The 26254-nt window shown below is 70.8% G+C and carries 25 protein-coding genes and 2 pseudogenes; 9 read left to right on the top strand and 18 right to left on the bottom strand.

All coding sequences use genetic code 11. The features are described 5' to 3' along the window. Window positions 1-177: 177 nt before the first annotated feature. From DY245_RS10105 to DY245_RS10095, 3 genes are all read left to right on the top strand, one after another. Window positions 178-816: a TIGR03086 family metal-binding protein gene (locus tag DY245_RS10105; protein WP_425329363.1), complete on the top strand. Its 639-nt coding sequence runs from the start codon at window positions 178-180 to the stop codon at window positions 814-816. After that, on the top strand, window positions 810-1190 hold the full coding sequence (locus DY245_RS10100) for a hypothetical protein (protein WP_128505742.1): 381 nt from the start codon (window positions 810-812) through the stop codon (window positions 1188-1190). Before DY245_RS10105 ends, DY245_RS10100 begins: the two co-directional genes overlap by 7 nt. Window positions 1191-1390: 200 nt before the next feature. After that, a complete protein-coding gene (locus tag DY245_RS10095; protein ID WP_128505740.1) occupies window positions 1391-2464 on the top strand; it encodes an isopenicillin N synthase family dioxygenase in 1074 nt (357 codons plus the stop codon). 145 nt (window positions 2465-2609) lie between these two features. On the opposite strand, the gene DY245_RS10090 is transcribed toward DY245_RS10095, so the two are convergent. After that, a complete protein-coding gene (locus DY245_RS10090; protein ID WP_128505737.1) occupies window positions 2610-3437 on the bottom strand; it encodes an alpha/beta fold hydrolase in 828 nt (275 codons plus the stop codon). Window positions 3438-3527: 90 nt separating this feature from the next. Further along, on the bottom strand, window positions 3528-3740 hold the full coding sequence (locus DY245_RS10085; protein ID WP_128505734.1) for a hypothetical protein: 213 nt from the start codon (window positions 3738-3740) through the stop codon (window positions 3528-3530). Window positions 3741-4101: 361 nt separating this feature from the next. Between DY245_RS10085 and DY245_RS10080 the strand changes: the two are divergent. After that, window positions 4102-5150: pseudogene (locus DY245_RS10080) on the top strand (cytochrome P450); the annotation flags it as partial. A 61-nt stretch (window positions 5151-5211) separates the two neighbouring features. Here DY245_RS10080 and DY245_RS10075 read toward each other — a convergent pair. The 14 genes and pseudogenes from DY245_RS10075 to DY245_RS10015 all read right to left on the bottom strand — a co-directional run bounded on the left by DY245_RS10075 (window position 5212) and on the right by DY245_RS10015 (window position 19492). Beyond that, window positions 5212-5610, bottom strand: a pseudogene (locus DY245_RS10075) (DUF6578 domain-containing protein). Window positions 5611-5724: 114 nt separating this feature from the next. Then, the gene (locus tag DY245_RS10070; protein WP_128505730.1) at window positions 5725-6924 is read right to left on the bottom strand and encodes an MFS transporter; all 1200 of its coding nucleotides are present in this window, start codon (window positions 6922-6924) and stop codon (window positions 5725-5727) included. Window positions 6925-7068: 144 nt separating this feature from the next. Then, complete coding sequence (locus tag DY245_RS10065) at window positions 7069-8883, bottom strand: M4 family metallopeptidase (RefSeq protein WP_128505728.1); 1815 nt, start codon at window positions 8881-8883, stop codon at window positions 7069-7071. 310 nt (window positions 8884-9193) lie between these two features. Beyond that, complete coding sequence (locus DY245_RS44250; protein ID WP_181923602.1) at window positions 9194-9370, bottom strand: hypothetical protein; 177 nt, start codon at window positions 9368-9370, stop codon at window positions 9194-9196. A 229-nt stretch (window positions 9371-9599) separates the two neighbouring features. After that, window positions 9600-9890 carry a hypothetical protein gene (locus tag DY245_RS10060; RefSeq protein WP_128505726.1) on the bottom strand — a complete coding sequence of 97 codons (291 nt, stop codon included), beginning with the start codon at window positions 9888-9890 and terminating at the stop codon, window positions 9600-9602. Window positions 9891-10491: 601 nt separating this feature from the next. Then, window positions 10492-10848: a hypothetical protein gene (locus DY245_RS10055; protein WP_128505723.1), complete on the bottom strand. Its 357-nt coding sequence runs from the start codon at window positions 10846-10848 to the stop codon at window positions 10492-10494. Between the two features lie 66 nt (window positions 10849-10914). After that, window positions 10915-11100: a hypothetical protein gene (locus DY245_RS10050; RefSeq protein ID WP_244942956.1), complete on the bottom strand. Its 186-nt coding sequence runs from the start codon at window positions 11098-11100 to the stop codon at window positions 10915-10917. Between the two features lie 130 nt (window positions 11101-11230). Beyond that, entirely contained in the window at window positions 11231-12361 is a 1131-nt protein-coding gene (locus tag DY245_RS10045; RefSeq protein WP_128505719.1) for a PP2C family protein-serine/threonine phosphatase, read from the bottom strand. A 9-nt stretch (window positions 12362-12370) separates the two neighbouring features. Then, the gene (locus tag DY245_RS10040; protein WP_128505717.1) at window positions 12371-13084 is read right to left on the bottom strand and encodes a flavodoxin family protein; all 714 of its coding nucleotides are present in this window, start codon (window positions 13082-13084) and stop codon (window positions 12371-12373) included. Between the two features lie 149 nt (window positions 13085-13233). Then, window positions 13234-16035: a fumarate reductase/succinate dehydrogenase flavoprotein subunit gene (locus DY245_RS10035; protein ID WP_128505715.1), complete on the bottom strand. Its 2802-nt coding sequence runs from the start codon at window positions 16033-16035 to the stop codon at window positions 13234-13236. A gap of 87 nt (window positions 16036-16122) precedes the next feature. Beyond that, a complete protein-coding gene (locus tag DY245_RS10030; RefSeq protein WP_128505786.1) occupies window positions 16123-16851 on the bottom strand; it encodes an ABC transporter ATP-binding protein in 729 nt (242 codons plus the stop codon). 56 nt (window positions 16852-16907) lie between these two features. After that, complete coding sequence (locus DY245_RS10025) at window positions 16908-17813, bottom strand: ABC transporter permease (RefSeq protein WP_128505784.1); 906 nt, start codon at window positions 17811-17813, stop codon at window positions 16908-16910. Between the two features lie 59 nt (window positions 17814-17872). Beyond that, window positions 17873-19237: an ABC transporter substrate-binding protein gene (locus DY245_RS10020; protein WP_128505782.1), complete on the bottom strand. Its 1365-nt coding sequence runs from the start codon at window positions 19235-19237 to the stop codon at window positions 17873-17875. 27 nt (window positions 19238-19264) lie between these two features. Further along, window positions 19265-19492 (bottom strand): 4Fe-4S dicluster domain-containing protein, encoded by a 228-nt coding sequence (locus DY245_RS10015; RefSeq protein ID WP_128505780.1) that lies wholly within the window; start codon window positions 19490-19492, stop codon window positions 19265-19267. A 366-nt stretch (window positions 19493-19858) separates the two neighbouring features. Between DY245_RS10015 and DY245_RS10010 the strand changes: the two genes are divergently transcribed. The 3 genes from DY245_RS10010 to DY245_RS10000 all read left to right on the top strand — a co-directional run bounded on the left by DY245_RS10010 (window position 19859) and on the right by DY245_RS10000 (window position 22016). Then, window positions 19859-20785, top strand: coding sequence for a DMT family transporter (locus DY245_RS10010; protein ID WP_128505712.1), 927 nt, complete (start codon window positions 19859-19861; stop codon window positions 20783-20785). 61 nt (window positions 20786-20846) lie between these two features. Beyond that, entirely contained in the window at window positions 20847-21248 is a 402-nt protein-coding gene (locus DY245_RS10005; protein ID WP_244942955.1) for a PASTA domain-containing protein, read from the top strand. Between the two features lie 42 nt (window positions 21249-21290). Next, window positions 21291-22016: a hypothetical protein gene (locus DY245_RS10000; RefSeq protein ID WP_244942954.1), complete on the top strand. Its 726-nt coding sequence runs from the start codon at window positions 21291-21293 to the stop codon at window positions 22014-22016. Here DY245_RS10000 and DY245_RS09995 read toward each other — a convergent pair whose 3' ends face one another. Then, window positions 22017-22433 carry a PPOX class F420-dependent oxidoreductase gene (locus tag DY245_RS09995; RefSeq protein ID WP_244942953.1) on the bottom strand — a complete coding sequence of 139 codons (417 nt, stop codon included), beginning with the start codon at window positions 22431-22433 and terminating at the stop codon, window positions 22017-22019. After that, window positions 22430-22777 carry a methyltransferase domain-containing protein gene (locus tag DY245_RS09990; RefSeq protein WP_425329362.1) on the bottom strand — a complete coding sequence of 116 codons (348 nt, stop codon included), beginning with the start codon at window positions 22775-22777 and terminating at the stop codon, window positions 22430-22432. The genes DY245_RS09995 and DY245_RS09990 overlap by 4 nt, the downstream gene beginning before the upstream one ends. Window positions 22778-23064: 287 nt before the next feature. On the opposite strand from DY245_RS09990, the gene DY245_RS09985 reads away from it, so the two are divergent. Further along, window positions 23065-23616 carry a MarR family winged helix-turn-helix transcriptional regulator gene (locus DY245_RS09985; RefSeq protein ID WP_128505710.1) on the top strand — a complete coding sequence of 184 codons (552 nt, stop codon included), beginning with the start codon at window positions 23065-23067 and terminating at the stop codon, window positions 23614-23616. Next, a complete protein-coding gene (locus DY245_RS09980) occupies window positions 23613-26216 on the top strand; it encodes an MFS transporter (RefSeq protein WP_128505708.1) in 2604 nt (867 codons plus the stop codon). Before DY245_RS09985 ends, DY245_RS09980 begins: the two co-directional genes overlap by 4 nt. Window positions 26217-26254 lie beyond the last annotated feature (38 nt).

Raw genomic sequence — 26254 nt, 5'->3', positions numbered from 1 at the left:
GCCAAGAAAATACCCGTTGACAATTCATGTGCTCGCGCAGATCGTAAGCGCATGCATATGAACTCTGCAGGCACGGACGCACCGCACCCGGACGCACCCCGTGCGAACTCAGCAGGACCTGATGCGCCACGCCCGGACGCCTCACGTGCGCAATCGGCCGGCGCCGACTTCGAACGCCTGAGGCGTCTCCACGCCCAGGCGGTCCGGGACAGCGTGACCCTGGTACGCCGAGTGACCCCCGACGCGCTCTCCCGCCCGACACCCTGCTCCGCGTGGTCCCTCAGTGATCTGCTGGCCCATATGACGGCCCAGCACCGCGGGTTCGCGGCGGCAGCGCTCGGGCAGGGCCAGGACCTGGCGCACTGGGCGGTCCACCCGGTCGGCGAGGACGTCGTCGCGCACTACGGCGACGCGGCCGAGAAGGTCATCGCCGCCTTCGCGACCGTGGACACCCCCGACCGCGCGTTCACCCTCCCCGAATTCACCGCGGCCAAGACGTTCCCCGCCGCCCGGGCGGTCGGCTTCCACCTCATCGACTACGTGGTGCACAGCTGGGATGTCGCCCGCACCCTGGACCTTGCGTACGAACCAAGCCCCGACCTCCTCCAGGCCGCACTGCCGATAGCCCGCGCCGTCCCGGACGGGGACTCCCGGCTCGCCCCGGGCAGCGCCTTCCGCCCGGGGCTGGCCACGGACGACCACATGGGCACACTGGAGAAAATCCTGGCGGCACTCGGCCGCTCCCCGGACTGGCGCAGCCCCCTCTCATCGGGCGCCGACGATGCCGGCACGGCGCCCCACGACCCGACATGCTGAGGTCCTCGTGGACGCCCGGCCGGGACCCCGGCCACAGCGGCCCGGTACTCGTCAGCGTCACCGACTTCACGCTCGACACCCGCACCGACCTGCCCGGCGTCTACCTCGCGGCCCGCCGGCTCGCGGCGCACTGGCCCCGGCTCGACGGCGCACTGGGAATGTGGCTCTGGGCGGCCCCCACCGCCCGTCACTGCGGAGCCGTGGCCGTCTGGCGCGACGAGGCCGCACTGAACGGCTTCATCGCCTGTCCACCTCATGTCGCGATCATGCGCCGCTACAAGGGGCGCGGCTCGCTGGCCTCGACCACCTGGCACGCGGAACGTTTCGACCCGACGACGACGTGGAGCCGCGCACAAGCCGTCCTCCGGGCGTAAACGCGCGTAGGCCTCCCCGCCCGCAGGGCGAGGACACGTCGCCGCCGCTGTCCGCCCGGCCGACGAACGAGCGCCGAAAATACCCATCGGCTTGTTCTGATCAAGACGCTCGGTGGAACGTTCATCAAAATGCTGAACCGGATTCCGGAGTTGAACCGGATTCCGGAGCAGAGCACCCGGTGAGGGAAGGACGTCACACGATGGGCAGGACCACGGGCCGGGCCACCGCGGTCGACGGCGTACTGGAGGTACCCGTCATCGATATCTCCGACTGGAAGACGGGCACCGAAGACGACCGCGCCGCCATCGCGACGGCGGTCGACGAGGCGGCGAGCACCGTCGGATTCATGCAGATCCGCGGGCACGGCATCCCCGACTCCACGGTGCACGCCTTGGCCGACGCACTGGACGCGTTCTTCGCGCTGCCCCTGGAGGAGAAGAAGCAACTGCGTTCGCCGTCCCCCGACATCAACCGTGGCTACACCCCGCCGCGCACCGAGAAGCTCAGCCTGAGCCTGGGGGTGCCCACGGTCGCCGAGGACCTCTTCGAGGCCTTCAACGTCGGCTCCGAGGCTTCTTCCTTCCCCGGACTGAATCTCCCCGAAGCGCACTACCCGGCCAATATCTGGCCGGCCGTGCCGGGCTTCCGCCGCGCGGTGGGGGAGTGGTGCACACACGCGGGCGGGCTCGCGGAGTGGCTGACCGAGATCTTTGCGCACGCCCTCGGGCTGGCGGAGGGCTACTTCGCCCCGTTCACCGACCACTCTCTCGATGTGCTGCGGATGAACCACTACATGCTCCCCGACAGGGAGATCACCCTCGACCGTGACCAGATGGGGATGGGCGCACACACCGACTACGGCATCGTCACCGTGCTGTGGGCCGACCGTGTCCCCGGGCTGCAGATCCTTGACACCCGCGGTGGCTGGCATGACGTTCTGCCCGAGCCCGGCTGTCTGCTGGTCAACCTCGGTGACTTGCTGGCGCGGTGGACCAATGACCGCTGGCTGTCAACGATGCACCGGGTTCTGCCACCCACCGATGACAACGGGCGGGTCGTCCGGCGCCGCTCCGCCGCGTACTTCCATGACGGCAACTGGGACGCGGAGATCAGCTGCCTGCCCGGCTGCGTCCCGGCCGGTGCCGAGCCGCTGTACCCGCCCACCACGGTCGGCCGGCACCTCGCCGAAAAGCTGGCGGGCTCACGCGCCGGACAGCTCAACGAGAACTCACCCCGCGAGGCCGCCCGTCTGCGCGCCGCCAGGAACGACTGACCCCCGCACCACATCGCCTGGGGCCAGGCACCGCACCCGCCCGGAAGCCGCACCGCGCCCGAGTGGTCGGGCATGCCCCGGATGCTGCGCTTCGTCCCACCGCTGGTCGGCCGCGCCGTGAGCAGCCTGCCGGCTGAGGGGCGGCTCAGCCGTTGAGGAAGGCCAGCAGATCGGCGTTGAAGCCGTCCTTGTACGGGCCGACCGCCGAAAGGCCGTGCGGCGCGCCCGGGTAGATCTTGAGCGTGGAATTCTTCACGAGCTTCGCCGACTTCGGGGCAGCGGCCACAAGCGGCACGATCTGGTCGTCATCGCCGTGGACGATCAGCGTGGGGACGTCGAACCGCTGGAGATCTTCGGTGAAGTCGGTCTCGGAGAACTGCTTGATGCAGTCGAATGCGCCCTTGAACCCCACCTGCATGCTCCACAGCCAGAACGCATCGCGAACGCCCTGCGAGACGTTGGAGCCGGGCCGGTTGGCGCCGTAGAAGCTCTCGCTGAGGTCCTTGTAGAACTGCGACCGGTCGGTGGCGACGCCGGCGCGGATACCGTCGAAGACATCGATCGGCAGCCCCTCAGGGTTGGCCTCCGTTTTGAGCATGAGCGGCGGGACGGCGCCGAGCAGGACCGCCTTGGCCACCCGGGCCGTGCCATGGCGGCCGATGTAGCGGGCCACCTCGCCGCCGCCGGTGGAATGACCGACCAGCGTCGCATCCTGCACGTCCAGGGCGTTCAGCAGCTCAGCGAGGTCATCCGCGTAGGTGTCCATGTCATTGCCGTGCCACGGCTGGCCGGAGCGGCCGTGTCCGCGACGGTCGTGCGCGATCGCGCGGAATCCGTTGGCGGCGACCAGATGCATCTGGTCGTCCCAGGCATCGGCATTGAGCGGCCAGCCATGGCTGAAAACGACGGGCCGGCCGGCGCCCCAGTCCTTGTAGAAGATCTCCGTGCCGTCGGTGGTGGTGAAGGTGCTCATGATGCGGTGGATCCTTTCCTTCAGCGGCGGTCCTTGAGCGCGGGTCTTGAGCAGCAGTCCTTGAGCAGCGGTTCTTCGGCAACTGGCCGGTCAGCAGCGGTCCGTGGGCGGGGTGGTGCCCCGCCGCCTACGGGCACTCGCGACCAGCGCCGCGCCCGCGAGCACCGTCAGACCGGCGACCGTGCCGAGTCCCATGAACACCAGGGGCTTGGTCCCCGTCGCCGCCAGGGCAGGTTTCCCGGGCGACGCGGCAGCGGCGGCGGCCGGTCCGGCGGCGGACAGCAGCGCGGCGAGCGTTGCCATGACGACGTACCCACGGATGACGTGCGCACGGATGACGTACCCGCGGATGCTGTGGGCACGGATGACGTAAGCGCGGCTGAAGAACGCACGGACGGCGTGCGCCCGACGGACACGGCTCGGCGGGGCAGGAGGGGCGGACGGGGCCATGCGACTCTCACACTTCTCGGTCTCCACGAGGGCAGCCGGATCGAGGGCTGCTGGATCCAGCGTTTCCGGACCTCCGCCGAAAGAGCGTGCCCGGGGAGGCAGAAGAGTGAAGACCGGCGGCCGTCCGGGTGAGAGCGGTGCGTGCCGTGCATCGGGCGGCCATACGGGCCGGCCGGCGGCAGCGTCGGCCGGATACGTCCATGCCCACGTCCGCATCCATGACTACCCCGCGTGCCGCATCCTGCGCGCGCACTACCCGCTGCTCCACCACAAGGGCACCGACAGCTATCTGCTCTCCCGGTACGAGGACGTGGAACGCGCCTTCCGCGAGCCGGTGTTCACCAGCGACAACTACGACTGGCAGATCGAACCGGCGCACGGCGGCCGTACCCTCCCCCAGATGAGCGGCCGCGAACACTCCGTACGCCGCGCTCTGGTGGCGCCCGCCTTCCGCGGCCGTGAGCTGCGCGAGAAGTTTCTGCTGGTCATCGAGCGCAACGCCCGCGAGCTGATCGACGCCTTCCGCGACGCCGAGGAGACGGACCTTGCGGCGCGGTTCGCCACCCGCTTCCCGATCAACGTGATCGTCGACATTGTTCGGCCTGGACCGGGCCGACCACGACCGCTTCCACGACTGGTACGTGGCGGTCGTCGCATTCCTGGCCAACCTCGCACAGGACCCCGGGGTCGCGGCCGCCGGCCGGCGCGCGGGCGAGGAGCTCGCGGCGCATCTGCTCCCGATCATCCAAGGGGTGAGGTCGGTGCGGAAGATGTCGAAGGCGTCAGGCCGGGCGTCTGAACGATCAGGACATCACGGCGTTCGTCAGTCTGCTGCTGGCCGCCGGCGGCGCAACCACGGACAAGGCCATCGCGCTGGTGCTCCGCAATCTGCTGGCCCACCCGGACCAGCTCGCCGCGGTACGCGCCGACCGGTCACTGGTGCCCATGGCCTTCGCCGAGACGCTGTGCTACACCCCGCCGGTCCAGATGATCATGCGTCAGCCCGCCGCGGACGTCATCGTCAGCGGCGGCACCGTGCCCGCGGGCGCCACGGTCACCTGCCTGATCGGCGCGGCCAACCGCGACGAGAGCCACTACGCCCGGCCCGACGCCTTCGACATCTTCCGCACCGACCTCACCCCGGCCAACGCCTTCAGCGCCGCCGCCGACCATGTCGCCTTCGCCCTCGGCTGGCACCTCTGCGTGGGCGCCCTCCTGGCCGAGGCCGAGGTGGAGACCGGCGTGAACCAACTCCTCGGCGCGAGGGGCGGCGCCGGGGCCGGCTGACGCTGTCAAGGTCTGACGCTGTCAACGTCTGACAGCGTCAACGCCGCGGGGTGGCGAGCTCCACGAGATAGCCGACGAACTGCAGGTCGTCGCGGTCGGGCGTCCAGCCGTCGGCTGACGAAAGAGCGGTGAGCGTGCCGGAACCCGGCACCGGATAGCGCGTGTGGGCAGGCTTCCCCGGCAGCGGTGCGAACCGGCAGTGCACCGCGCTGATGCCGGTGACGGTGACGGTGGCGGCCGTGGCCGAAGTCTCTTCGCGGGTGCCACCGTGGTGCTCCTCGGCGGCATCGACGGTGGCGGCGGCCTCGGCCCCGAGCACGTCCGCCAGCCACTCCCTATCGGCATCGACCAGTGTCTAGGACACCTCCGCCCCGATGCCGAACGGTTCGCCGCAGCACTGCATTTGCCAGTTGTCGACCCAGACTCTGATGCCCATGCGGTGATTCTGTCGTGGACGATCGGCCGGGAGGACAGAGGCCCTGAGCCGGGACCTGGTAACCCTCACCTGCCGGCTCGGGGCGCCGGCGGGTGAGGTGCGCGCGGTGCGAGGTCAGTCGTCGTCCGTCGGCGGATGCCGCAGGACGTACAGGCCGACGGCCACGGCGAGCACGATGACGCAGCCGGCGAAGGTCAGCCCCGCGCCGCGCAGGCCCAGCACCATCGTGAGCGCGCCGACCCCCACCACCGGCAGCGAAATGCCGAGATAGGCGACGAGGAAGAACGCCGAGATGGTGCCGCCGCGGTGCTCGGGCGGCGCCGCGTGGCCCACGGCGGTCAGGCCGGCGCGGAAGGCCAGACCCTGGCCGATGCCGCCGCACACCGCGCCGATGACCAGCACGGGCAGTGAGGTGATCGCCAGTGACGTGGCGACGAGCGAGAGGCCCACCACCAGGATCAGACAGCCGCCTGGCAGGGCCGTCCGTACGCCGATCCGCCCGGTCAAGGACTGCCCGACGGTCGAGCCCAGGAACACCGTGAAGACGATCACTCCGGTCACGGCCAGGTTGTGGACGCCCAGGGTCTGGCCGACGAAGGCCGGCGCGACCGCGGTGAACAGTCCCAGCAGCGCGAAACCGGCGAAGGCGGCGACGGCCGAGGGGGTGAAGACCCCGCGTACTTCGGGCGGCAGCCGCAGGCCCTGGGGTCGCAGGGTGTGTGGCCGGTGCGGATGGGCGACGGTCTCCGGCAACAGCCAGGTCGCCACGGCCGCCAGCGCCAGCAGCCCGAGGTGCACCAGGAACGGCAGGGTCAGCGGCCATGGTGCGTACTGGGCCAGCAGCCCGGACAGCAACGGGCCGCAGCCGAGGCCGCCCATGTTCGCCGCGGTCGCGGCGAACCCCGCATGTGCCTCCTGGCCGGGCTTCGCCAGCTCCAGTACGGCCGCCGTGGCGGCACCGCTGAACAGTCCCGCCGCAAAACCGGACAGCACCCGCCCCAGCAGCAGCATCGGCAGCCCGCCCTCGAACATGAAGCACAGCGCGCTCGCCGCGGACAGCCCCAGCGCACACAGCAACACCGGGCGCCGGCCCACCTCGTCGGAGAAGTTGCCCGCGAACAGGAGGACGGTGATCACGCCGATTGCGTACACGGCGAAGACCACGGTCACCATCAGCTCGGAGAACCCGAGCTGCTCGCGGTAGAGCCCGTACAGGGGGGTGGGCAGTGTCGTGCCGGCCATGCCGATCGCGAACACGCCCGCCGCCACCGGATAGCCGAGACGCTGATTCCCGTTATGGCGATCGATGGTCATGGCCTCAAACGTAGGCTCCGGCCGGCCGCGCGCCGTCGAGGCCCACCGGACGGACCCGGTGGCCGAGAGACTGAACGAGGGCCGGACGGCCGAGAAGCCATGGTGCCCCCGCAGGACAGCGGGGGCACCACATCGGGCCAGGTGTCAGTGCTTGGCCGACGGAGCGTTGGCTGCCGTCACATTGGCGGCGGCCCAGGCCTTGTCCACCGTCTTGTACTCGGTGCTGCCGGCCCCGTACAGGTCCTTGGCCGCACGCAGGGTCGCGGTCCGGGCGTCGTGGAAGTCGGTCGTGGAGACCATGTACCGGGTGAGCGCCTGGTAGAAGATCGCGGTCGCCTTGTCACGGCCGATTCCGGTCACCTTGGAACCGTCGTAGGTAGGGGAGTCGTAGGAGACACCGCCGATCACCTTCTTCCCGCTGCCCTCGGCGAGAAGGTAGTAGGCGTGCGAGGAGACACCGGAACCGGCGTGCACCTCGGTGTCGAAGGACTCCTTCGACCAGTAGTCGACGGTGCCTTCGAGCTTGTCCAGCGACGGCTTGTCCAGCCGGCGCAGGAACTTCTGCTCAAGACCGAGCTTCTCGCCCATCAGGTAGTTCGGCGGGTTCTTCGGGTTGTTGGTGGAGAACTCGACCGCGCTGCCGAAGATGTCCGCCAGCGACTCGTTGAGGGAGCCCGGTTCGCCGAACTGGTTCCCCTCCGCGTCGACGCGGGTGGGCTGGAGGCGGGCGGTCGCATCGACGACCCCATGGGTGAGCTCATGCCCGGTGACGTCCAGTACGACCAGCGGCTTGGCGAAGGTGTTGCCGTCACCGTCGCCGTAGAGCATGCATCCGCAGTCGGAGGACCAGAAGGCGTTGCCGATCTTCTTGCCGAAGTGCACCAGGGCGCGCGCCCCGCGGCCGTCGTTGTTGATGCCCTTGCGGCCGAAGGTCTTCTTGTAGAAGTCGAGGGTGCTGGTGATGCCGTACTGGGCGTCCACGGCGGCGGTCGCCCGGTCGCTCGTGGTGCCGTTGCCCCAGCGGTTGTTGGTGCTGGTGAACGCCTTGCCGCTGGAGAACTTCTCCAGTTCCTTGTCGCCGGCGTCCCGGGTCTCGGTGTTCCCGCGGGTGGAGTCCTTCAGGGTGAAGGCGTTCTTCGCGGTCTGGGTGGTGGACAGCGGGACACTGCCGACGAAGAAGGACGAGCCGGTGCCGTTGGCCGCGGCCGGGAAGCCGGCGGTCTTGGCCGGCTTGCCCGTGGCGGGCGGGGTGGGGGCGAGCAGGCGGGTCGAGGGGTTGAGCCGCTCGCCGCGCTTGCGCAGCTTTTCCTGGAGCGCGGGCGACAGGAACGAGTCGTTGGCCGGGATGTTGCTGAGCACCGCTCCCGTCTCCGCGTCGATGACGACCGTACGGGCGCCGCCGGCTTCGGCGGTACGGCTGTCGGCCACCTGCACCTGGTAGGCCAGCGTCGTCCGGTCGTCCCGGGCGTCCACGACCAGTTCGGCCTGGCCGGCGTCGCCCTTCGCCACGGCGGCGGCCTTGGCCTCGGCCTGTCCGGCCGACAGCTTCGGGTCCGTGGTGGAAACGGCGACCTGGTGGCGGTAGGCCCGGGTCACGCTCTCGTACGCCGACTTGGCGGTGAGGTGGACGACGAGGTCGCCGCCGAGGACCGGCAGCCCGCGGTGGGTCCGGATGAAGCGGACGTGCTGCTTGCCGTCCCGGTCGATGAGTGTGTCGACGGCCTTGAGGGTGTCCTTCTTGCCGATGCCGGTGGCCGAAGCGTGCGTATACGCGGCGGCGCGGGCCGTGTCCACGACCTTCTGGAGGCCGGGCGATGAGGAGAGGGAGGAGGGGGCGGCGGCCGGCGAGGCCGCGGTGATCGCGGAGGCGGTGCCCGCCACGCCCGCCGTGAGGGTCGCTGCCGTGGTCACGGCGATGGCGACAGCCAGGCGAGGCCTGCGTATGTGGGGTCTACGCACTGCTGTGGGTCCTTAGCGCTGCGGGGGCGGTCGGCTGGCCAACCGCCCGTACACGCGGTGCTGTTGTGCACCGCGGGGGCCGTGTGGCCCCGCGCAAACCCTGGTGGGTCTGGCATGAGCATGTAAAGCGAAATGATCAGATTTCAAGATTCCTGGGCGAAATTTAACAATTGATCAGCTTTAGGTAGCCGCAAGGTGACCAACTGTGCTCCATGGGAGGAGACATGATGTGGCGCGAATTGGTTGCTCCGTCGTCGCGCAGATATGTGTCGGCGATTCCCGGGAGGGCGCGCGCCGCCCGAAAGGCCCGCTAAGGGATCAAGTTGACCAGTTCCAGCGGGATTTCAGCGAAGATGTCCCGGTACGGGCCGGGGCTGGTGCCGAAAGCCTCGGCGGCGCGGGCGAGTTCGCGAAGTGCCCGGGGAGGAGGGAGCAGGGCGACCACCGCAGGACGACGATGCGCGAGCAGGTGCTGTGCAGAGCGCATACCGCGGATCGCGGATCGCGGATCGCGGATCGCGGATCGCAGATCGGTGCGGGGAAGGAGCGGAAGGGCGCTGTCAAGGGTGCTGTCCGGACCGAGGACGGGGAGCGGGCGGCCAGAAGTGCATGTGCGCGCCGCCAGGGAGTGCTCCTACGGTGCTGTCAGCGTGGCCGCCGGGGCCGGGGCCGGGGCCGGGGCCGGGGTCGGTCCGGGCCGTGGGCGGCGGGTGGCCTCAAGGGTTGAAGAGCTCTTCGAGGGAGGCCTCGGCGCGCTCTCCGCCCCGTACCGCTTCGACCACGGCCTGGTGAAAGGCGCGGCTGGCCTCCTCGGAAGGGCAGGGGACGGGGCTGCCGGCCATGGTGTACCAGTCCGACGCGCCGCTGTATTGCACGGCGACGTGCGCCATGTTGTCCGACCAGGTCGTGTGGATGGTCAGGTCGCCGTTGATCACGCCGTTCTCCACGGTTCGCACCACGCCAGGGAGCGCGTGGATCCCGACAGTGGTCCAAGATGCCCAGGTCATGATGTTCCCCTCGGCGACAAGGGCCCCGGCCGGCGGCAGGGCGCGGTGTCTCAAGTTTGGCACTTGGTGTGCGGTGGCGCACCGCATGCGGGGCCGCCGATTCCGCAATCGGCCGCTCAGCCCGCGGGGGCCGGCTCTTCCCTGGTGAGACAGGCGTGCAGGGCACGGGATCCTGCGAGCATCGCCGTCGAGCGCCGGGTGAGCTCCTCCTGGCGCTGGGTGATCGAGCGCCTCGCTCGCCGCTTGCAGGGAGAGCCGCTGCTCATCCAGCGCTGCATGACCGGCATCGACGTGGGTGAGCGCCAGGGGGGCGTCCCCGGCGTGCACGGCCTGCATGAGCGCTTGCGTGGCGCCCGTGCCGTACCCCCGTGCGAGCGACCGGTACGTCAGCAGAGCGTGCCGGTGCCCGGCTCCGAACGCGCGGTAACCGGCCGGGGGCCGCGGGCAAGGGCGGCAGGATCCCGGCGTCGCGTACTTTCCGCACGATTTGAAGGTTACCCACGCTGGATCACGGCTCAGTACGCCTCCTCGGGCGAAAAGTCTCAAGAAGAATGCACAGGAACACTTGAAGGCATGGATGCCAGCAGCCACGCGATCCGCATCAAGGGCACGCGCCTGCACCACGCACTACGGCTTCACCTTCGACACCCGGCTGCCGGTGCACGCGCTTGCCGACGCCCAGCGCGTCGACGCCGCCGCCTACCGCGAGAAGGCCCATCGGCCTGCACCCGGCCGACACCACCCGCCCGATCGAAGTGCTGTGCCGGCTGCGGGACTTGGGCAACACCGTGCCGGTCATCGAGCACGACGTCGAGGTGCTGCCGTCATCCGCGCCTCCGACCGGGTCATCGATCTCGGCCCGGCAGGCGGCGCCGCGGGGGGTGAGATCGTGGCCGAAGGCACACCGAAAGAAATTGCGCCGCAATCGGCCGTCTCGCGGACGGGGGCGTATCTTCACGGATAGCGCCGTTTATCAGCGGAGCGTGCCATGAATATCCCGGGCGGGAACTCACGACCCCATACCTCAGTCGATGACCGTATGGAAAAAGGTGACGCCGGCACCGAATGCAGCGCCGCCGACGAGGGCCGCGGAAGCAAGGGTGCCGCCGTTGCAGCAGGTGAGTACACCGGCGCCCAGGGCGATCAGGGCGCCCAGGAGAAAAATGACGGCGGCGCGCTGGCTGAGCAGGGCTGATCTGTTGTCGGACACATCAACTCCGATCTGCGCAGGAGCGTGGAATCGCTCGGTGCGGATGCTGATGCTCTGGTTGATCTTCTCATCCCACCCGCCGGAAGTTCCGCAGCACACGAAGAAATTCCGAAAGGGGTATGAAAAAGGGTCAACCTGGCCCCTGGGGCATGGGTTTTACCTTTGCCGCATTGCCGAGGGGCTGCCGGGTGATCGCCAGGACCGCCATATCGTCGTCGCGCGGCCCGCCGGTCCAGCGTTCGACCTCCCGCGCCAACAGGCCGATCACTTCCTCGGGATCTTGGAACGGCCCGTGGCCCGCCAGCTGCGTCGCCGGATCGTAGAACGCTCCGGCGTGGTCCCGGGCCTCCGTCACACCGTCGGTGACCAGCAGCAGCGTGCTGCCCGCCGGGAACGGCCAGTCGACGGGGGCCGGCCGTGCCACGCCCAGCGCGCCCATCCCCAGCGGAAGGCCCGGATCGACGGCCTCCAGGGCGCGCACCTCGTCGTCGTGGCAGAGGTACGGCGGGGGATGGCCGCAGTTCAGCACCCGCAGCCCCGTGGCGTCCGGGAGAATTTCACAGAGCAGGGCCGTGATGAAGCCCTCCAGCCGGTTCTCCTCCGAGAGTTGCTCGCTCTCCCGCAGCAGCGCGCGTTCCATCCGGTCGGCGAGCGCCGTCAGCTCCGGCTCCTGCTCTGCGGCCTCGCGGAACGCGCCGAGCAGCACCGACACCGCGCTCACCGCGCCCAGCCCCTTGCCGCGTACGTCGGCGATCAGCAGCCGGACACCGAAGGGGGTCCGCTGGACGGCGTAGGCATCACCGCCGATGTGCGCCTCGGTCTGCGCGGCCTGGTAGCGCGCCGCGATGGTCAGCGAACCGATGCGCTCCGGCGGGGCGGGCAGCACGGCACGCTGGGCGGCCTCTGCCACCGTACGCACCACGTCCAGATGGCGTCCGTGGCGGGCGATCACCCGGTTCACGCCGAGACCCATGAGCGCGGCGAACAGGGTGTTGACGAGCTCCAGATGGCCCTCGATGCCGTGGGCGGTGCCGTCCTTCACCGTCAGTGCGAAGACGCCGACGACGATCGCGGCGCCGACCGCGAGGGTGTGCCGCAGGGAGAGCAGCGCACCGGCCGTCACGCTGGCCGCCGTCAGCATGGGATCTCCCCAGTAGTCCTGCGGCGACAGCGAGTCCCAGACGAGCCCTCCGGCGACCAGGACGCTCGGCGCGAACTCGACGTACCGGGGCCACCGGGTGGGGAGCGGGTCGGTAGGCACCCCGTGTGCTCAGCGATGCTCGGGGTTGGGGGAGTCCGCCCGGCAGCCGGCGTCCCACTCGGTGCGCCGGCTGCCATGTGCCGGGATGCCGCCCGCCTGCTTGAGCATCGCCGCGATGGGCATCAGGTTCCCGGACATGAACGTCGTGTTGCGGTTGGTGAAGTCGTTGTCCGGGCCGCCCGACCCCGGATCCAGATACGAGGGTCCGGGCCCGGCCTCACCGATCCAGCCGGCGTCGGCCTGCGGCGGAATGGTGTAGCCGAGGTGCTGAAGGCTGTAGGGGACGTTCATGGCGCGGTGCTTGATCCCGTCCTCGTTTCCGGTGATCGGACAGCCGCCCGCCCGGCTGTAGTAGGCGTACCGGCCACGGTCGTTGAGCACGCTGGAGCAGGCGTAGAGCCGCTCGATGACCTGCTTCATCACCGAGCTGTTGTCGCCGAGCCAGATCGGCCCGCACAGCGCCAGCATGTCGGCGGCCTGCACCTTGGCATACAGCTCGGGCCAGGCATCGGACTGCCGGCCGGGCTCCGTCATGTCCGGCCACACACCGGTCGCGATGTCGTGGTCGATCGCGCGGATCACCTCGGTCGTGACACCGTTCTCCGCCATCAGACCGCGGCTCTTGTCGACCAGCCCCTCGGTGTTGCTCGTCTCCGGGGAACGCTTGAGCGTGCAGTTGATGAACAGCGCGCTCAGCTCGTCGTAGCGGTACGTGGGGGCCATCGAGAACTCCTTGGGCGGTACGGACGCGCCCTCAGCCTTCAGCCACCGGCCCCGGCGGGCCACCCGGACGACCCGAATGCATGAGGCGCTCCCTCACCCGGCCGGCCCACCCGGGAGCTTGTCTCCCCGCCCGCCCCACCCTTTCTGCCTCACCCCTTCGATACGAGCCGGGCGTACGCGCGGACATCGGCGTCCGGGTCCTCGGCGACCGAGGCCAGCGCGCGCAGGGCGTCCGCCCGCCCGGAGTGGGCGCGCAGTGCGAGGACCCCGGCCTTGCGCACGTCCGCATGCGGGTCGGAGAGGGCGGAGCGCAACGCGGGCACGGCGAGTTCGGGTTCGGCGGCGGCCAGGGCCGTGGCGGCGCCGGCCCGGACCTGCCAGGCGGTGTCGCCGAGTGCCGCGACGGCCATCGCGTCGTAGGGCGGCGGGCAGCCGGTGGTGGCCAGGGCCGCCAGCGCCGCGGCCCGTACGAGGAGATCCTCGTCGCGCACCAGCGCCGCCAGGTCGCCGGCGCTCCCGACGGTGCCGAGGCCGTGTGCGGCGGCCACCCGGACCTCGCGGGAAGGGTCCGTGGCGGCGCTCTGGAGTTCGTCGGCCGCGTCGATGGAGACCAGGGCACGGACGGCCTGGATACGGACCTCCACGGCAGGGTCGGTGAGCGCGGCGGCGAACAGCGCCCGGTCGCCGAGCCGGAGCGCGCGCAGTACGTCCACGGCCGCCGACCGGACGGGGGCATCGGGCCCGTGCACGGCGGCGACCAGCGGTTCCCGCAGATCGGGTTCCGGCGGGAGGACCTCGACCAGTTCGCGCAGCGAGGCGCCGGCGGCCGCCCGTACGGCAGGGTCGGTATCGGCGAGGGCGGTGGCGAGGGCCCGGCCCGTGCCGGCGGGGACGCTTTCGGTGAGCGTGTCGACGGCGGCGCGGCGGACGGCCGGGTCGGGGTCGGCGAGGTACGGGCGCAGCGTGGGGAGGTCCGGCTGGTCCTCGGCGAGGGCGAGCAGGTCGAGGATGCGGGGGGAGGGGCCGGGGGCGGGATCGGCTCCTGCCGGGGCTCCGGCCGCGCGTACGGAACCGGCTCCGGCCCCGACACCGGCACCCGTCGCCCCGGCACCCGTCCCCGCGGAAACCTTCGCCGCAGAAGCCTTCTCCGCCGAGCCCGCGTCCGCCGAACCCACCGGCGGTGTATCCCGCCGTCCCGCCGTCGCGACCTGCTCGGGATGGACCTCGCCGATGAACCGGGGAGCGCCGCCCGTCGGGGCGTACTCCTCGACCGGGACGAGGTACGGCTCCACCGGGCGCGCGCTGAACTCCATCCGTCCCGTGGCGGATTTGCGCAGGTCGAGATGGTGCAGCCAGTCGCTGTCGTTGCGCTGCGGATGGTCCGTCCGCTCGTGGTAGAGGCCCCAGCGGGACTCGGTGCGGGCCAGTGACGACCGGGCGGCCATCTCGGCGCAGTCGCGGATGAAGGTGACCTCGGCGCAGCGCATCAGTTCGTGCGGGGTGCGGGCGCCCATGCCGGCGATGTCGGCGCGCATCCGCTCGAAGTGCTCGACGGCCAGCGACAGACGGGCGCCGCTCTTGGGCGGGGCGACATAGTCGTTGACGAAACGGCGGAGCTTGTACTCGACCTGCGGCTGGGGCGGGCCGTCGGGGTGGCGCAGCGGCCGGTAGATCAGCTCATGGGCATCGTGCAGCTGGTCGGCGGGCAACTCGCCCTCGTACGCCCGGTGCCGGGCCGCGTCCGCGCCCGCCAGATCGCCGAAGACGAACGCGCCGATCATGTAGTTGTGCGGGACACAGGCCAGGTCGCCGGCCGCGTACAGGCCCGGCACGGTGGTCCGGGCATGCTCGTCCACGCGTACGCCCGACGCCGAATGTCCCCCGCACAGACCGATCTCGGAGATGTGCATCTCCACGTCATGGGTGCGGTAGTCGTGGCCGCGCCCGGCGTGGAAGGTGCCGCGGGTGGGACGCTCGGTGGTGTGCAGAATCGTCTCCAGCGCGGAGACGGACTCCTCCGGAAGGTGGCTCAGCTTCAGATAGACCGGGCCGCGCTCGGAGGCGACCTCGGCCGCGAACTCCGCCATCATCTGCCCCGACCAGTAGTCGGACTCGACGAACCGCTCGCCGTGCCGGTTGACCTGGTAGCCGCCGAACGGGTTGGCGACGTACGCGCAGGCCGGGCCGTTGTAGTCCTTGATCAGCGGGTTGATCTGGAAGCACTCGATGCCGGTCAGCTCGGCGCCTGCGTGATAGGCCATGGCGTAGCCGTCGCCCGCATTGGTGGGGTTCTCGTACGTGCCGTAGAGGTAGCCGGAGGCCGGAAGGCCGAGCCGTCCGCAGGCGCCGGTCGCGAGGATCACCGCGCCCGCGCGGACGCGGACGAACCGTCCCGTACGGGTGTGGAAGCCCGCCGCGCCCACCGCGCGCCCGTCCGCCGTCAGCACCCGCACCGGCATCACGCGGTTCTCGATGCGGATCCGCTCGCGCATCTCACGGCGCCGCAGCTGCCGGTAGAGGACCTTCTTGACGTCCTTGCCCTCCGGCATCGGCAGTACGTACGAGCCGGAGCGGTGCACCTGCCGGACCGCGTACTCGCCGTGTTCGTCCTTCTCGAACTTCACGCCGTACGACTCCAGCCGCTGCACCATCGCGAAGCCTCGGGTCGCGGTCTGGCGGACGGTGGACTGGTCGACGATGCCGTCGTTGGCGCGGGTGATCTCCGCGACGTAGTCGTCGGGCTCCGCGCGGCCGGGGACGACGGCGTTGTTGACGCCGTCCATGCCCATGGCGAGCGCGCCGGAGTGGCGGACATGCGCCTTCTCCAACAGCAGGACGGATGCGCCGTGTTCGGCGGCGGTGAGCGCCGCCATGGTCCCGGCGGTGCCACCGCCGATGACGAGGACGTCGCAGGACAGCTCCTCGGCGGAAGCGAGCGGGGGGATCTCCATGGCGGTGCCTTTCGGTTGCCGGGGCACGTCGGATACGGCGCCGGTCGGGTAGAGGGGACGGTGAGGGGCGAATCCCGGGCCGGTCGGTCAGGCGCCGGGCCGGTCGCCCAGGGATGCCAGGACCTCGCGGCGCAGTGCGACCGTCGCCGGGTCGGCGGATGCCCCGCGGTCGCGCGGCCGCGGTACGTCCAGCACCCGGCCGGTGCCCAGCAGCGCGACCCGGTCACCCAGGAACAGCGCCTCGTCCACGTCGTGGGTGACGAAGACGACCGTGGCCCGAGTGCCGTGCAGCACCGTCACCAGCAACTGCTGCATCCCCGCCCGGGTCTGTGCGTCCAGTGCGCCGAAAGGCTCGTCCATCAGGACGGCGCGCGGCCGTCCGGCCAGTGCGCGGGCCAGTTGGGCGCGCTGTCGCTGGCCCCCGGAGACGTGGTGCGGCAGCCGGCCGGCGTGCTCGGTGAGACCGACCCGGGCCAGCCAGTCCTCGGCCCGCGCACGGCGCTCCGTGCGCGCCACTCCCCGGACGGCCAGCGGGAGTTCGACGTTGGCCCGCAGGCTGCGCCAGGGCAGCAGCGCGTCCTCCTGGAAGACCAGCGCACGGTCGGCGGCGGGGCCTTCGAGAGGCGCGCCGTCCTGGCTCAGCCGGCCGCCGAGCGGCGGCAGCAGACCGGCCAGGGTGCGGAGCAGGGTGGACTTGCCGCAGCCGGAGGGACCGACGACGGTGAGGATCTCGCCCGGCGCGACATCGAGGTCCAGGCCGCGCAGGACGGGGGCGCCGGGCCGGCCGAGGACGGCATCGGCGAGGGTCAGCCGCATGCCCTGTCCAGGAGCCTGAGTGGGAGCCGCGATGGTGACGGTGACATCGGTGCCGGTCACGATGGCTCTCGCTCTCTGCGGAGGGTTGCTGCGTCGACCGCACCACCGGCCCCGGCCCGCACCCGTCCGGCCGCACGTCGGTGGAGACGGCCGCCCGGATATGTGACCGTGCCGCTCGCGGTCCGCGGCAGCCACCGGGTCAGGCGCCGGCCCAGCAGTTCCACCGCCGTGGAGGTGAGCCGGCCGAGCAGGCCGATGGTGGCCATCCCGACGAAGACGCCCGGGTAGTCGACGATGGTGTAGTCCTGCCAGGTGCGGTACCCCACGCCGTACTCGCCGGAGATCATCTCGGCGGAGATCACACAGATCCACGAGACGCCGATGCCCACCGACAGCCCGCCCAGGATCCCGGGCAGCGCCCCCGGCAGCACCACCGACCACAGGACCCGCCACCGGCCGCCGCCCATCGTGCGGACCGCCTCCTCCCAGACGGGCGTCAGCGCCCGCACCGCATGCCGGGTGGAGACCGTGACCGGGAAGAACGCCGCGGCGAAGGTGATGAAGACGATGCCCTGTTCATTGCTGGGGAACAGCAGGATCGCCACCGGCACCAGTGCGATCGCCGGTATCGGCCGCAGCACTTCGAGCAGCGGGCCGAGCAGATCGGAGGCGACGGAGGAGCGCGCGATCGCGGTACCGACGGCCACACCCAGGACGGCCGCGAGGGCGAAACCGGCGACGATCCGGGTCAGGCTGTCGGAGACGTCCTGCCAGTACGTGGCGGTGCCGAGCCGCCGGCCGAACTCGCGAGCCGTCTCGATGACCGTCGGGAACTGCGAGAACCGCAGCCATAGGTCCACCCGGAACTGGGCGAGCAACTGCCATACGGCGAGCGCCGCGAGGACCGCCGCCGTACGCCGGGCGTGGCGGGCCCCGGGCCAGGGCCGGCGGCCTGGGAACACCGGCCCTGGAACGACGGCTGCCGGTGGTGCGGGCACCGAGCGGGCGGAGGCGGGCGCGCTCACCGGGACTGTTCCAGCGCGGTGGCGTAGCTCAGGGTGTGCGCACCGGGGTGGCGCCGTGTCCAGGCGTCGGCGGTGGCCGGGGTGGCGAAGGGCAGCAGCCGCGCGCCGTCGCGGACCCAGACCGACTTGTCGGCGAACCAGCGGCTGCCGGTCGTCGCGTCCGCCACATACGCGGCCCGCACCGTGCCCCGGTGCGCGGCAACGAACCGCAGCAGGGCCGGCGGGCCGTCGAAGGAGTGGGTGCGCACCTCACCGCGCAGCCATACCTCGTCGGCCGACGGGTGGGCGGTGGAGCGCAGGGCCTTGGCGTACCCGCTGCCGTAACTCTCCTTGACGTAACGGTCATCGACAAACGAGTCAACGAACGAGTCAACATTGACCGGCCCGGTCAGCTTGGCCGCCCGCAGCACCGGTACGTCCTTCTTCAGCGCGGCAATCAGCTGCGGCTTGAGGGTGGGATCGAAGGTGGCGAGGCCGCCGGCTCCGTCGTAGAGGTAGACCACCTCGGGCGGCAGCCCCGTGGCCTTCGCGACCTGCTGGGCGGCGTCGACCGGGTGGGCCTGCAGAGAGCGGGTCGCGTCCCGCTGCGCGGCGAGGAACGCCTTGACCACGGCGGGGTGCAAGTCGGCGAAGCCGCCCCGTACGGTCACGCCGTGGAAGGTGGGCAGGCCGAGCGCGCCGCCGTCGTAGAGCGCCTGCGCCTTGCCCTGGAAGGCGAGCAGCCCCGGCCAGGCAACGAACTGCGAAAGGGCGTCCACGCTGCCCGACTGGAGCGCCGAGGCGCCCACGGCCGGCTGCTGGTTGAGCTTGTGGATGTCCTGTTCCGGGTCGAGCCCGGCCCGTTGCAGGGCCCGTACGAGGGTGCCGTCGGCGGCCGAACCGACGCTGCTGGAGACGTTCTTGCCGCGCAGGTCCGACAGCGAGCGCAGGCCGGATCCGGGTTTGGTGACAATGGTGTTGAGCGCCCCGCGCAGGTTGTAGCCGGTGACCGAGACCAGCCGGGTCGGGGCGTGCAGCTGTTTGCCGCGGGCGGCGTTGATGAGCAGCGGGAAGTCGCCCATCGAACCGATGTCGACCTTCCCGGCGACCATCTGCGCGGTGATCGGGGCACCGGTCGCGTAGTCCTGCCACCGCACCCGGTACGTCTTGCCGTCGCGCCTGCCCTGGGCGCGCAGTTCACGTTCGAAGGAGCCGAGCGAGCGCAGCAGGGTGCCGGCGGTGACGGTGTTGATGGTCTTGGACTGATAGCCGACGGTCACCGTGACGGTTCTGCCGTCGCCCGCCGCCGCTTCGCTGCCGCAGCCGGTGAGAGCGAGGGGGAGGAGCAGGACCGCGGCCGCGAGGGGGATCGTGCGCTTCATGAAGACGTACTGCATGGGACGTGCCTCTCATCGCAACAAATAGGGCATGTTGACCGTGACCGCGCCGGTGGGACAGCGAGCGGCGCACGGGCCGCAGTACCAGCACTCGTCGACGTGCATATACGCCTTGTTGCCGGCCGGATCGATGGCGAGCGAGTCGAGCGGGCACATGTCGACGCACAGCGTGCAGCCGTCGATGCACTTGGACTCGTCGATCGTCACGGGCACATCGGCCCGCTGGGGCGCAAGAGGCATGGCGGTCTCCAGGACACGGGTGGCGGAGAGGGAAAGGGGAGTGCGGAGGAGGGCACCCGCCGGCACGTCGGCCGGCATGCGGAGGACCATACCGACGCCATCCGGCCGGAGGTGTTGCCGCAATATTGCGCCACCTACGGCCCTGCGGACACCGGCGCTGACCTGGTGGTTCTGTGCTGCCGCGGCAAGATCTGCCACCGGGCGGCCAAGGTGGCGGACGCCGGATGCGGTCGTCCGGCGCAGCGAATGCGGCCGTCCGGCGCCCGTGTCGGCAGGCGGTCCACGGCGCCGCACGGATAGCGTCAAAGCCGAGTGCCGGCGCCGCCCCGGTGTCTGGGCGGCCGACGAGGAGGTAGGTGCGTAGCCATGTGGCCGGCCGTGCTGTTCGCACTGCTCGCGGCGGCCAGCAATGCGCTGGCCACGGTGTTGCAGCGACGTGCGGCGCGCACGGTGCCGCTGTCCACCGGCCTGCGCCTCGGCCTGTTCGTCGATCTGCTGCACCGCGCCGCATGGCTCGGCGGGATGCTCGCGGTCATCGCCGCGGCCTGCTTCCAGGCGCTGGCGCTGTCCCAGGGCGCGCTGTCGGTGGTCCAGCCCATCTTCGTCCTCGAACTGCCGCTCGCCCTGCTCATCGGACGGCTGCTCCTCGGAGGACGGATCCCGCGCGGCGGCTGGACGGGGGTGGGCCTGCTCGTCGTCGGACTCGGCACCGCCCTGGCGTCCGCCGCGCCCACCATCGGCACCGACCATGCCCCGTTCAGCCGCTGGGTGCCCGCCCTCGTCGTCTGCGCCGTGGTGATCGCCACGGCGGTCGGCGCCGCGCTGCGCCAAGGGGCGGGCGGGGTACGGGCGGCCTGCTTCGCCGCGGCGGCAGCGGTCGCGTACGCACTCACCGCGGCCCTGATGAAGGACGCCACCTATACCTGGCAGATCGGCGGCCCTGCCGAATTCTTCGTCTCATGGCAGACCTACGCCTTCGCGGCCGTCGGAGTGGCGGCCCTCTTCCTCTTCGAAAACGCCATGCAGTCCGGCCCGCTGACCGCCTCGCAGCCGGTCCTCACCCTCGGAGACGCGCTGGTCAGCCTGTCGCTGGGCGTCACCCTCTTCGACGAACGGCTCCGCGCCGGCTGGTGGCTGGTCCCCGAATGTCTGGGCATCGCGCTGGTCCTGTGGGGCGCCGTACTGCTCTCCCGCGTCGCACTGGCCCGCGAGCTGGCGGGCGGTCAGGACACCGCACCCACAGCCGCCCGCACAGCCGGCACGGACCCGGCTCCAGGCTCCCCGGATACGTGAGCGCGCGCTGTACCGAGCGGCCCAGCGACAGGTGACCGACCCTCACGACGGTCGTTTCCAGGTGGTGAAAGAAACGATCACCGCAGAGCCCACCACGGCGCACCCCCTCCCCGCCAAGACGAACCCCACAAAGACCCTCCTCACAAAGACGGTCACCGCGAAGGCCGTCACCGCCGTAGCCCTGACCCTCTCCGCGCTGGCACTGGCCGGTGTGGCCCACGCCGACGGAAGGACCATGCCCGACGTGACCGGCAAGGGCCTGGTCAACGCTTACCAGGCGCTGAACTACGACACCACCATTCAGTTCAAGGACGGCCTCGGGGCGCGCCGCCTGGTGCTCTGGCCCGGCTCCTGGAAGGTCTGCGGCCAGAACCCGGCGCCGGGCACGCCCCTGGAAGGCAAGAAGATCACGCTCACCGTGGTCAAGGACCACGAACAGTGCGGGGCCCCCGCCGCCGGATGACCGGCAGCCACCCGCCACCTGCCGCCATGTGATCATCTCGGGATGGGCGCAATCGGTGGCAGCACAGCGATGCAGGGGGCCGGGACGACCGAGCCCGCGCCCCCTGTGTTCACGGGGGACTTCGAGGTGCATCTCACCGTCCGGGACGACGGCGACCGCGCCGGTGCGCAGCGGCTGGCCGGTTACGCGGCGGCGCGGGGACTGAAGTGCGTGCACATCGTGCTGGAGCAGGGGGAGGTGCCCTCGCAGCCGATGCTGACGATGCGCGGCTCCGGGACGTACGACACGGTCCGGGCCGAGGCCGCCGCGGAGGCGGACGGACTGCGCGCCGCGGGTCTCGACGTGGTGCGGACAAAGATCGAGGCGACGCCGTGGAGCGCGGGCGTACCCCGCACGGACGAGGAAGCCGCGCGCCTCGGGCCGCACTACTACTTCGAACATCACCTCAAGCTGCTGCTGGAGCGCTCCGCTCCGCTCGCCCCGCTGCTGTCCCTCGTCGAGGGACACTGCGCGCACCTCTCACGCAACGCCCGCAGGGTGCGGGCGGACGGCCGGCTGGAGCGGTTTGTGACGCAGCGGTGCCGGATGGCCGGCATACGGACGGCGGGGCAGCGGCTGGACGAGCTGGCGGGCCGGCTGAGTGCAGCGGGCTACGAAATCGCCTCCACCGAGCGGGAGTTCGTGGTCCACGACGGCAACGAGGCGCTCGACACGGGCTGGTTGGATGCGCCGTACGCAGCGGCAGCGCCCCCGACCCACCCGCACTAGCTAACCCATGCTGCTGATGCTCTCCGGTTCGATGACGAAGAGCACGCGCACTTCGTCGCGGCCTCCGTACCAGGGGTAGGGAGTGCCGAGGTATTTCTGGGCGAGCGTCTCGATGTGGTCCACCGCGCCCTCGGTGGTGATCTTGACCACCCGGCCGCGCACCTGGAAGTAGCGCGAGGGGTTGTCCGGGGATGAGATGGCGACGGCCACACGGGGATCGCGCCCGATGTTCCTGGTCTTTACATGGCTCTGGACGCTGTTGATGAGCACATGCTCGCCGTCCGTGTCGACCCAGGTCTGGGTCAGCTGCGGCGAACCGTCCGGCATCGAGGTGGCCAGGTAGCAGATGCTCGGCCGGCGCAGCAGCGTGAGGAGTTCGGGGGGAAGGTGCACAAGGGTCTCCCGGGTGGGCGTCACGGCCGGGGGATGTCGGCCGGTTTGCGGGCCATCAGACAGGCCTGCTGGGTGGTCTCCGCGCCCTCGTCGGGCTCGCGCCGGGCGAACGCGACCATCTGCGGTGACAGGTCGATCCCGAATACGGACAGCCCCAGGGCGTCGAGGTGCGCCGTCACACGGCCGGGGCCGCACCCGAGGTCGGCGACCGGCCCGGCATCGGCGGCCCGCACGAGTTCGGCGAACCCGGCGAGCACCGCCCGGTCCAGCGGCCTGGCCGCCAGCGCGTCGCGGAAACGATCGGCATAGTCGGTGGCCACGGCGTCGTAGAACGTCCGGGTGGTGCGCAGGAAGTCCGGTTCGGTCACGGTCGGGCACCCTACTCCGTGGGCGTCGGGGGTCGGCGGGTGGGGATACGTGCCGCTGCGGGGCGTGTTCTGCGGGTGGTGCCCCGGACGGGGGCGGCGGGTGGACGGGGCCGCGCGCCGCCCCGCGGCCCCATCTCCTCTTCCTGGCACCGTTGTTGGGCGGTGCGGAGCAGTCATCCCCAGCCGATAGGCTTGCTAGGTACAAGCAATGTATTCAGCGGATTCGACAGAACGTCACCGCGGCACTGCACCACCGCATCACTGCATCAATGCGAAGGATCACGACGATGAGTAACGGCACGCTCCATGCCTGCGACGGGGCGGCCCCGCAGGTCACCGCCTCGTCGAAGCTGGATGAGGCTGCTGCCGGGCTGGGGGCGGAGATCGTCCGCTTCTCCCGGCTGATCGCGGCCTGGAAACAGCGCGCCAAGACCGACGGTGGCGCCGCCGACCGGGTGCTGCTGGCCCGGCTGGTGGTCGGCGGGGACCGGCGGGCGACCGACCTGGCCGCCGATGCGTTCCTCGACCTGTCGACGGTCAGCCGCCAGGTGCGCTCACTGGTCGAGCGGGGTCTGGTCGCCCGTCGCCCGGACCCGGAGGACCGCCGTGGTGTGTTGCTGGCCGCGACCGATGCGGGGCGTGCCGCCTTCGAGAACTACCGCCGTCAGCGCGATGCCGAACTGGCCGGGCTGCTCGCATCGTGGTCGCCCCAGGACCGGGCCGATCTGATCCGGCTGATGGGCCGGCTCAACGAGGACATGGCAGAACGACAACACACACGGCTGGGCCCCGGGGGAGACCAGGGCGCATCCGTGGAGCAGGGAGAGACACGTACATGAGCACAGCCACCTCTCCGCCCGAGGCGGGGGCCAAGGCGATACCCGGACCGGTAGACCTGAGTCACCGTCAGATACTCACCATCCTCAGCGGCCTGATGCTGGGGATGTTCCTGGCCGCCCTCGACCAGACCATCGTCAGCACCTCCATCCGGACCATCGCCGACGATCTGCACGGCCTCAGCCAGCAGGCCTGGGCGACCACTGCGTATCTGATCACCTCGACGATCGCCACACCGCTGTACGGCAAGCTGTCCGACCTGTACGGCCGCAAGCCGTACTACCTGGCCGCGATCAGCATCTTCGTCGTGGGCTCGGTCCTGTGCACCTTCTCCACCTCGATGAACGAAATGGCCGCGTTCCGGGCGGTGCAGGGTCTCGGCGCCGGTGGTCTGATGTCGCTGGCGCTGGCGATCATCGGTGACATCGTCCCGCCCCGGGAACGCGCCCGGTACCAGGGCTACATGCTGGGCACCTTCGCCACGTCCAGCGTGGCGGGGCCGCTGATCGGCGGGGCCCTCGCCGGGCAGGACCAGCTGCTGGGCATCACCGGCTGGCGTTGGGTCTTCCTGGTCAACGTACCGATCGGCATTCTCGCGCTGTTCGTGGTCGCCAAGGTCCTCAACATCCCGCACACCAGGCGCGATCACCGCATCGACTGGTGGGGCGCGCTCACCATCTCCGTCGGCGTCGTGCCGCTGCTGCTCGTCGCGGAGCAGGGCCGGGAGTGGGGCTGGGACTCGTCCCGGTCGATCGCGTGCTACGCCATCGGCGCCGTCGGCATCATCGCCTGGATCTTCGTCGAGCGGTGGGTCGGCGACGATGCGCTGATCCCGATGCGGCTGTTCCGCAACGGCACCTTCAGCAAGACCAGCCTGCTGTCCGTGCTGATCGGTATGGGCATGTTCGGCGGGATGTTGATGATCCCGCAGTACCTCCAGATCGTGAAGGGCGCCAGCCCCACCAAGTCCGGCCTGGAAATGCTGCCGTTGATGGCGGGCATGCTGATCTCCTCGATCGCCTCCGGCCAGATCACCGCCAAGACCGGCCGCTACAAGATCTTCCCGATCATCGGTACCGCGCTGATGATCCTGGCGATGCTCCTCTTCCACTTCGAGGTCCAGTGGGACACCCCGCTGTGGGAGACCATGCTCTTCATGCTGGTTTTCGGCCTCGGTCTGGGCGGTTGTATGCAGACCCTGGTGCTGGCCGTGCAGAACGCGGTGCCGCCTCGCGACATGGGAGTGGCGACCGCCTCGTCCACGTTCTTCCGTCAGATGGGCGCCACCGCGGGTACCGCGATTTTCCTGTCGGTGCTGTTCAGCACGGTCGGTGACAAGATTGCCGCGGCGTTCCGCAGCGCCGCGTCCACCGAGGGCTTCCGGGCCGCGCTGCACGACCCCGCCGTGCTGCGCGATCCCGCCAACAAGCCCGTGCTGGACATGCTCAAGCACCCCGGCAACGGAAACTCCTCGGGGGTGCTCAGCGACTCGTCGTTCATCCAGCACCTCGATCCGCGACTGGCCGAGCCGTTCAAGCGCGGCTTCGCCGACTCGATGCACACCGTGTTCCTCATGGGGGCGATCGTTGTCGCACTCGCCTTCCTGCTGATGCTGTTCATCAAGGAGGTGCCGCTGCGGCAGCTCTCCGGTCTGCAGGCACGCGCCGAGGCCGAGGCCGAGGCGGCGGCCGGCGCTGCCGACGGCGCCCGCACCCCGGCGGGGACCGAGCCGTCCGACACCCCGGCCGCCGACGCCGTACCGGCCGTCGCCGAGCCCCCCGCGGACCCGGAACCCGCCCCTCATCCCGACACGGCCACCTCCGTGGCCGACGCGACCGGCCCTCTGATCCGGGGAACGGTCCGGGACGGCGACGGCAGGCCGGTGGCGCAGGCCGCGGTCACCCTGATCAGCGTGGGCGGCCGGCAGCTCGGCCGTACCTCGACCGCTGCCGACGGCGGCTACGCACTGCCCACGACCGGCGCCGGCACCTATGTCCTGATCGGCTCCGCGGGCGCCCGCCGGCCGCAGGCCATGACCGTCGTGGTGGGCAACGAGCCGCTCTCCTACGACCTGACCCTCAGCGGCGCGGCCGGCCTGGCCGGTGAGGTCCGTGCGGAGAAGGGCGACGCCCCGATGCCCGGCGCACTCGTCGTGGCCACGGACGTACGCGGCGAGGTCGTGGCCTCGGACGTGGCAGGCCAGGACGGCGGCTTCGCGTTCGGCGAACTGACCCCGGGCAGCTACACCCTGGCCGTCAGCGCCGAGCACCACCGCCCGTCCGCCCTCCAGGTCGAGGTCACCGCCGGCACCCGCAACCGGTATGTGATCCGGCTGACGCCCGGCGCTCGGGTCCGCGGCACCGTACGCACGGTGCGCGGCGTCCCGGTGGACGACGCCCGGGTGACCCTGCTCGACCCCGCGGGCAATGTGGTGGGCACCGCCACCAGCGGCCAGGACGGCGAGTACGTCTTCACCGACCTCGACGGCGGCGACTACACACTGATCGCCAGCGGCTACCCGCCGGTCGCCGCCCCGCTGCGCCTGAGGTCGGCCGGACACACCGAATACGACATCGAGCTGAGTCACGACTCGGTGAGGTGATGTGACAACTCACGGTTGAGGCATGACAAGGGCCCGGC

This window comes from Streptomyces inhibens (assembly GCF_003389455.1).
Classification (GTDB): domain Bacteria; phylum Actinomycetota; class Actinomycetes; order Streptomycetales; family Streptomycetaceae; genus Streptomyces; species Streptomyces inhibens.
Note: the sequence above shows the minus strand (reverse complement) of the source record. Positions and strands in the feature narration are given on the sequence as shown.

Coding starts and splice junctions, on each gene's coding strand:
- DY245_RS10100 (WP_128505742.1), top strand. CDS start 810: ATGCTGAGGTCCTCGTGGACGCCCGGCCGGGACCCCGGCCACAGCGGC.
- DY245_RS10095 (WP_128505740.1), top strand. CDS start 1,391: ATGGGCAGGACCACGGGCCGGGCCACCGCGGTCGACGGCGTACTGGAG.
- DY245_RS10090 (WP_128505737.1), bottom strand. CDS start 3,437: ATGAGCACCTTCACCACCACCGACGGCACGGAGATCTTCTACAAGGAC.
- DY245_RS10085 (WP_128505734.1), bottom strand. CDS start 3,740: ATGGCAACGCTCGCCGCGCTGCTGTCCGCCGCCGGACCGGCCGCCGCC.
- DY245_RS10070 (WP_128505730.1), bottom strand. CDS start 6,924: ATGACCATCGATCGCCATAACGGGAATCAGCGTCTCGGCTATCCGGTG.
- DY245_RS44250 (WP_181923602.1), bottom strand. CDS start 9,370: ATGCGCTCTGCACAGCACCTGCTCGCGCATCGTCGTCCTGCGGTGGTC.
- DY245_RS10060 (WP_128505726.1), bottom strand. CDS start 9,890: ATGACCTGGGCATCTTGGACCACTGTCGGGATCCACGCGCTCCCTGGC.
- DY245_RS10040 (WP_128505717.1), bottom strand. CDS start 13,084: ATGGCCCCCACGTACCGCTACGACGAGCTGAGCGCGCTGTTCATCAAC.
- DY245_RS10035 (WP_128505715.1), bottom strand. CDS start 16,035: ATGGAGATCCCCCCGCTCGCTTCCGCCGAGGAGCTGTCCTGCGACGTC.
- DY245_RS10030 (WP_128505786.1), bottom strand. CDS start 16,851: ATGCGGCTGACCCTCGCCGATGCCGTCCTCGGCCGGCCCGGCGCCCCC.
- DY245_RS10020 (WP_128505782.1), bottom strand. CDS start 19,237: ATGAAGCGCACGATCCCCCTCGCGGCCGCGGTCCTGCTCCTCCCCCTC.
- DY245_RS10015 (WP_128505780.1), bottom strand. CDS start 19,492: ATGCCTCTTGCGCCCCAGCGGGCCGATGTGCCCGTGACGATCGACGAG.
- DY245_RS10010 (WP_128505712.1), top strand. CDS start 19,859: ATGTGGCCGGCCGTGCTGTTCGCACTGCTCGCGGCGGCCAGCAATGCG.
- DY245_RS10000 (WP_244942954.1), top strand. CDS start 21,291: ATGGGCGCAATCGGTGGCAGCACAGCGATGCAGGGGGCCGGGACGACC.
- DY245_RS09985 (WP_128505710.1), top strand. CDS start 23,065: ATGAGTAACGGCACGCTCCATGCCTGCGACGGGGCGGCCCCGCAGGTC.
- DY245_RS09980 (WP_128505708.1), top strand. CDS start 23,613: ATGAGCACAGCCACCTCTCCGCCCGAGGCGGGGGCCAAGGCGATACCC.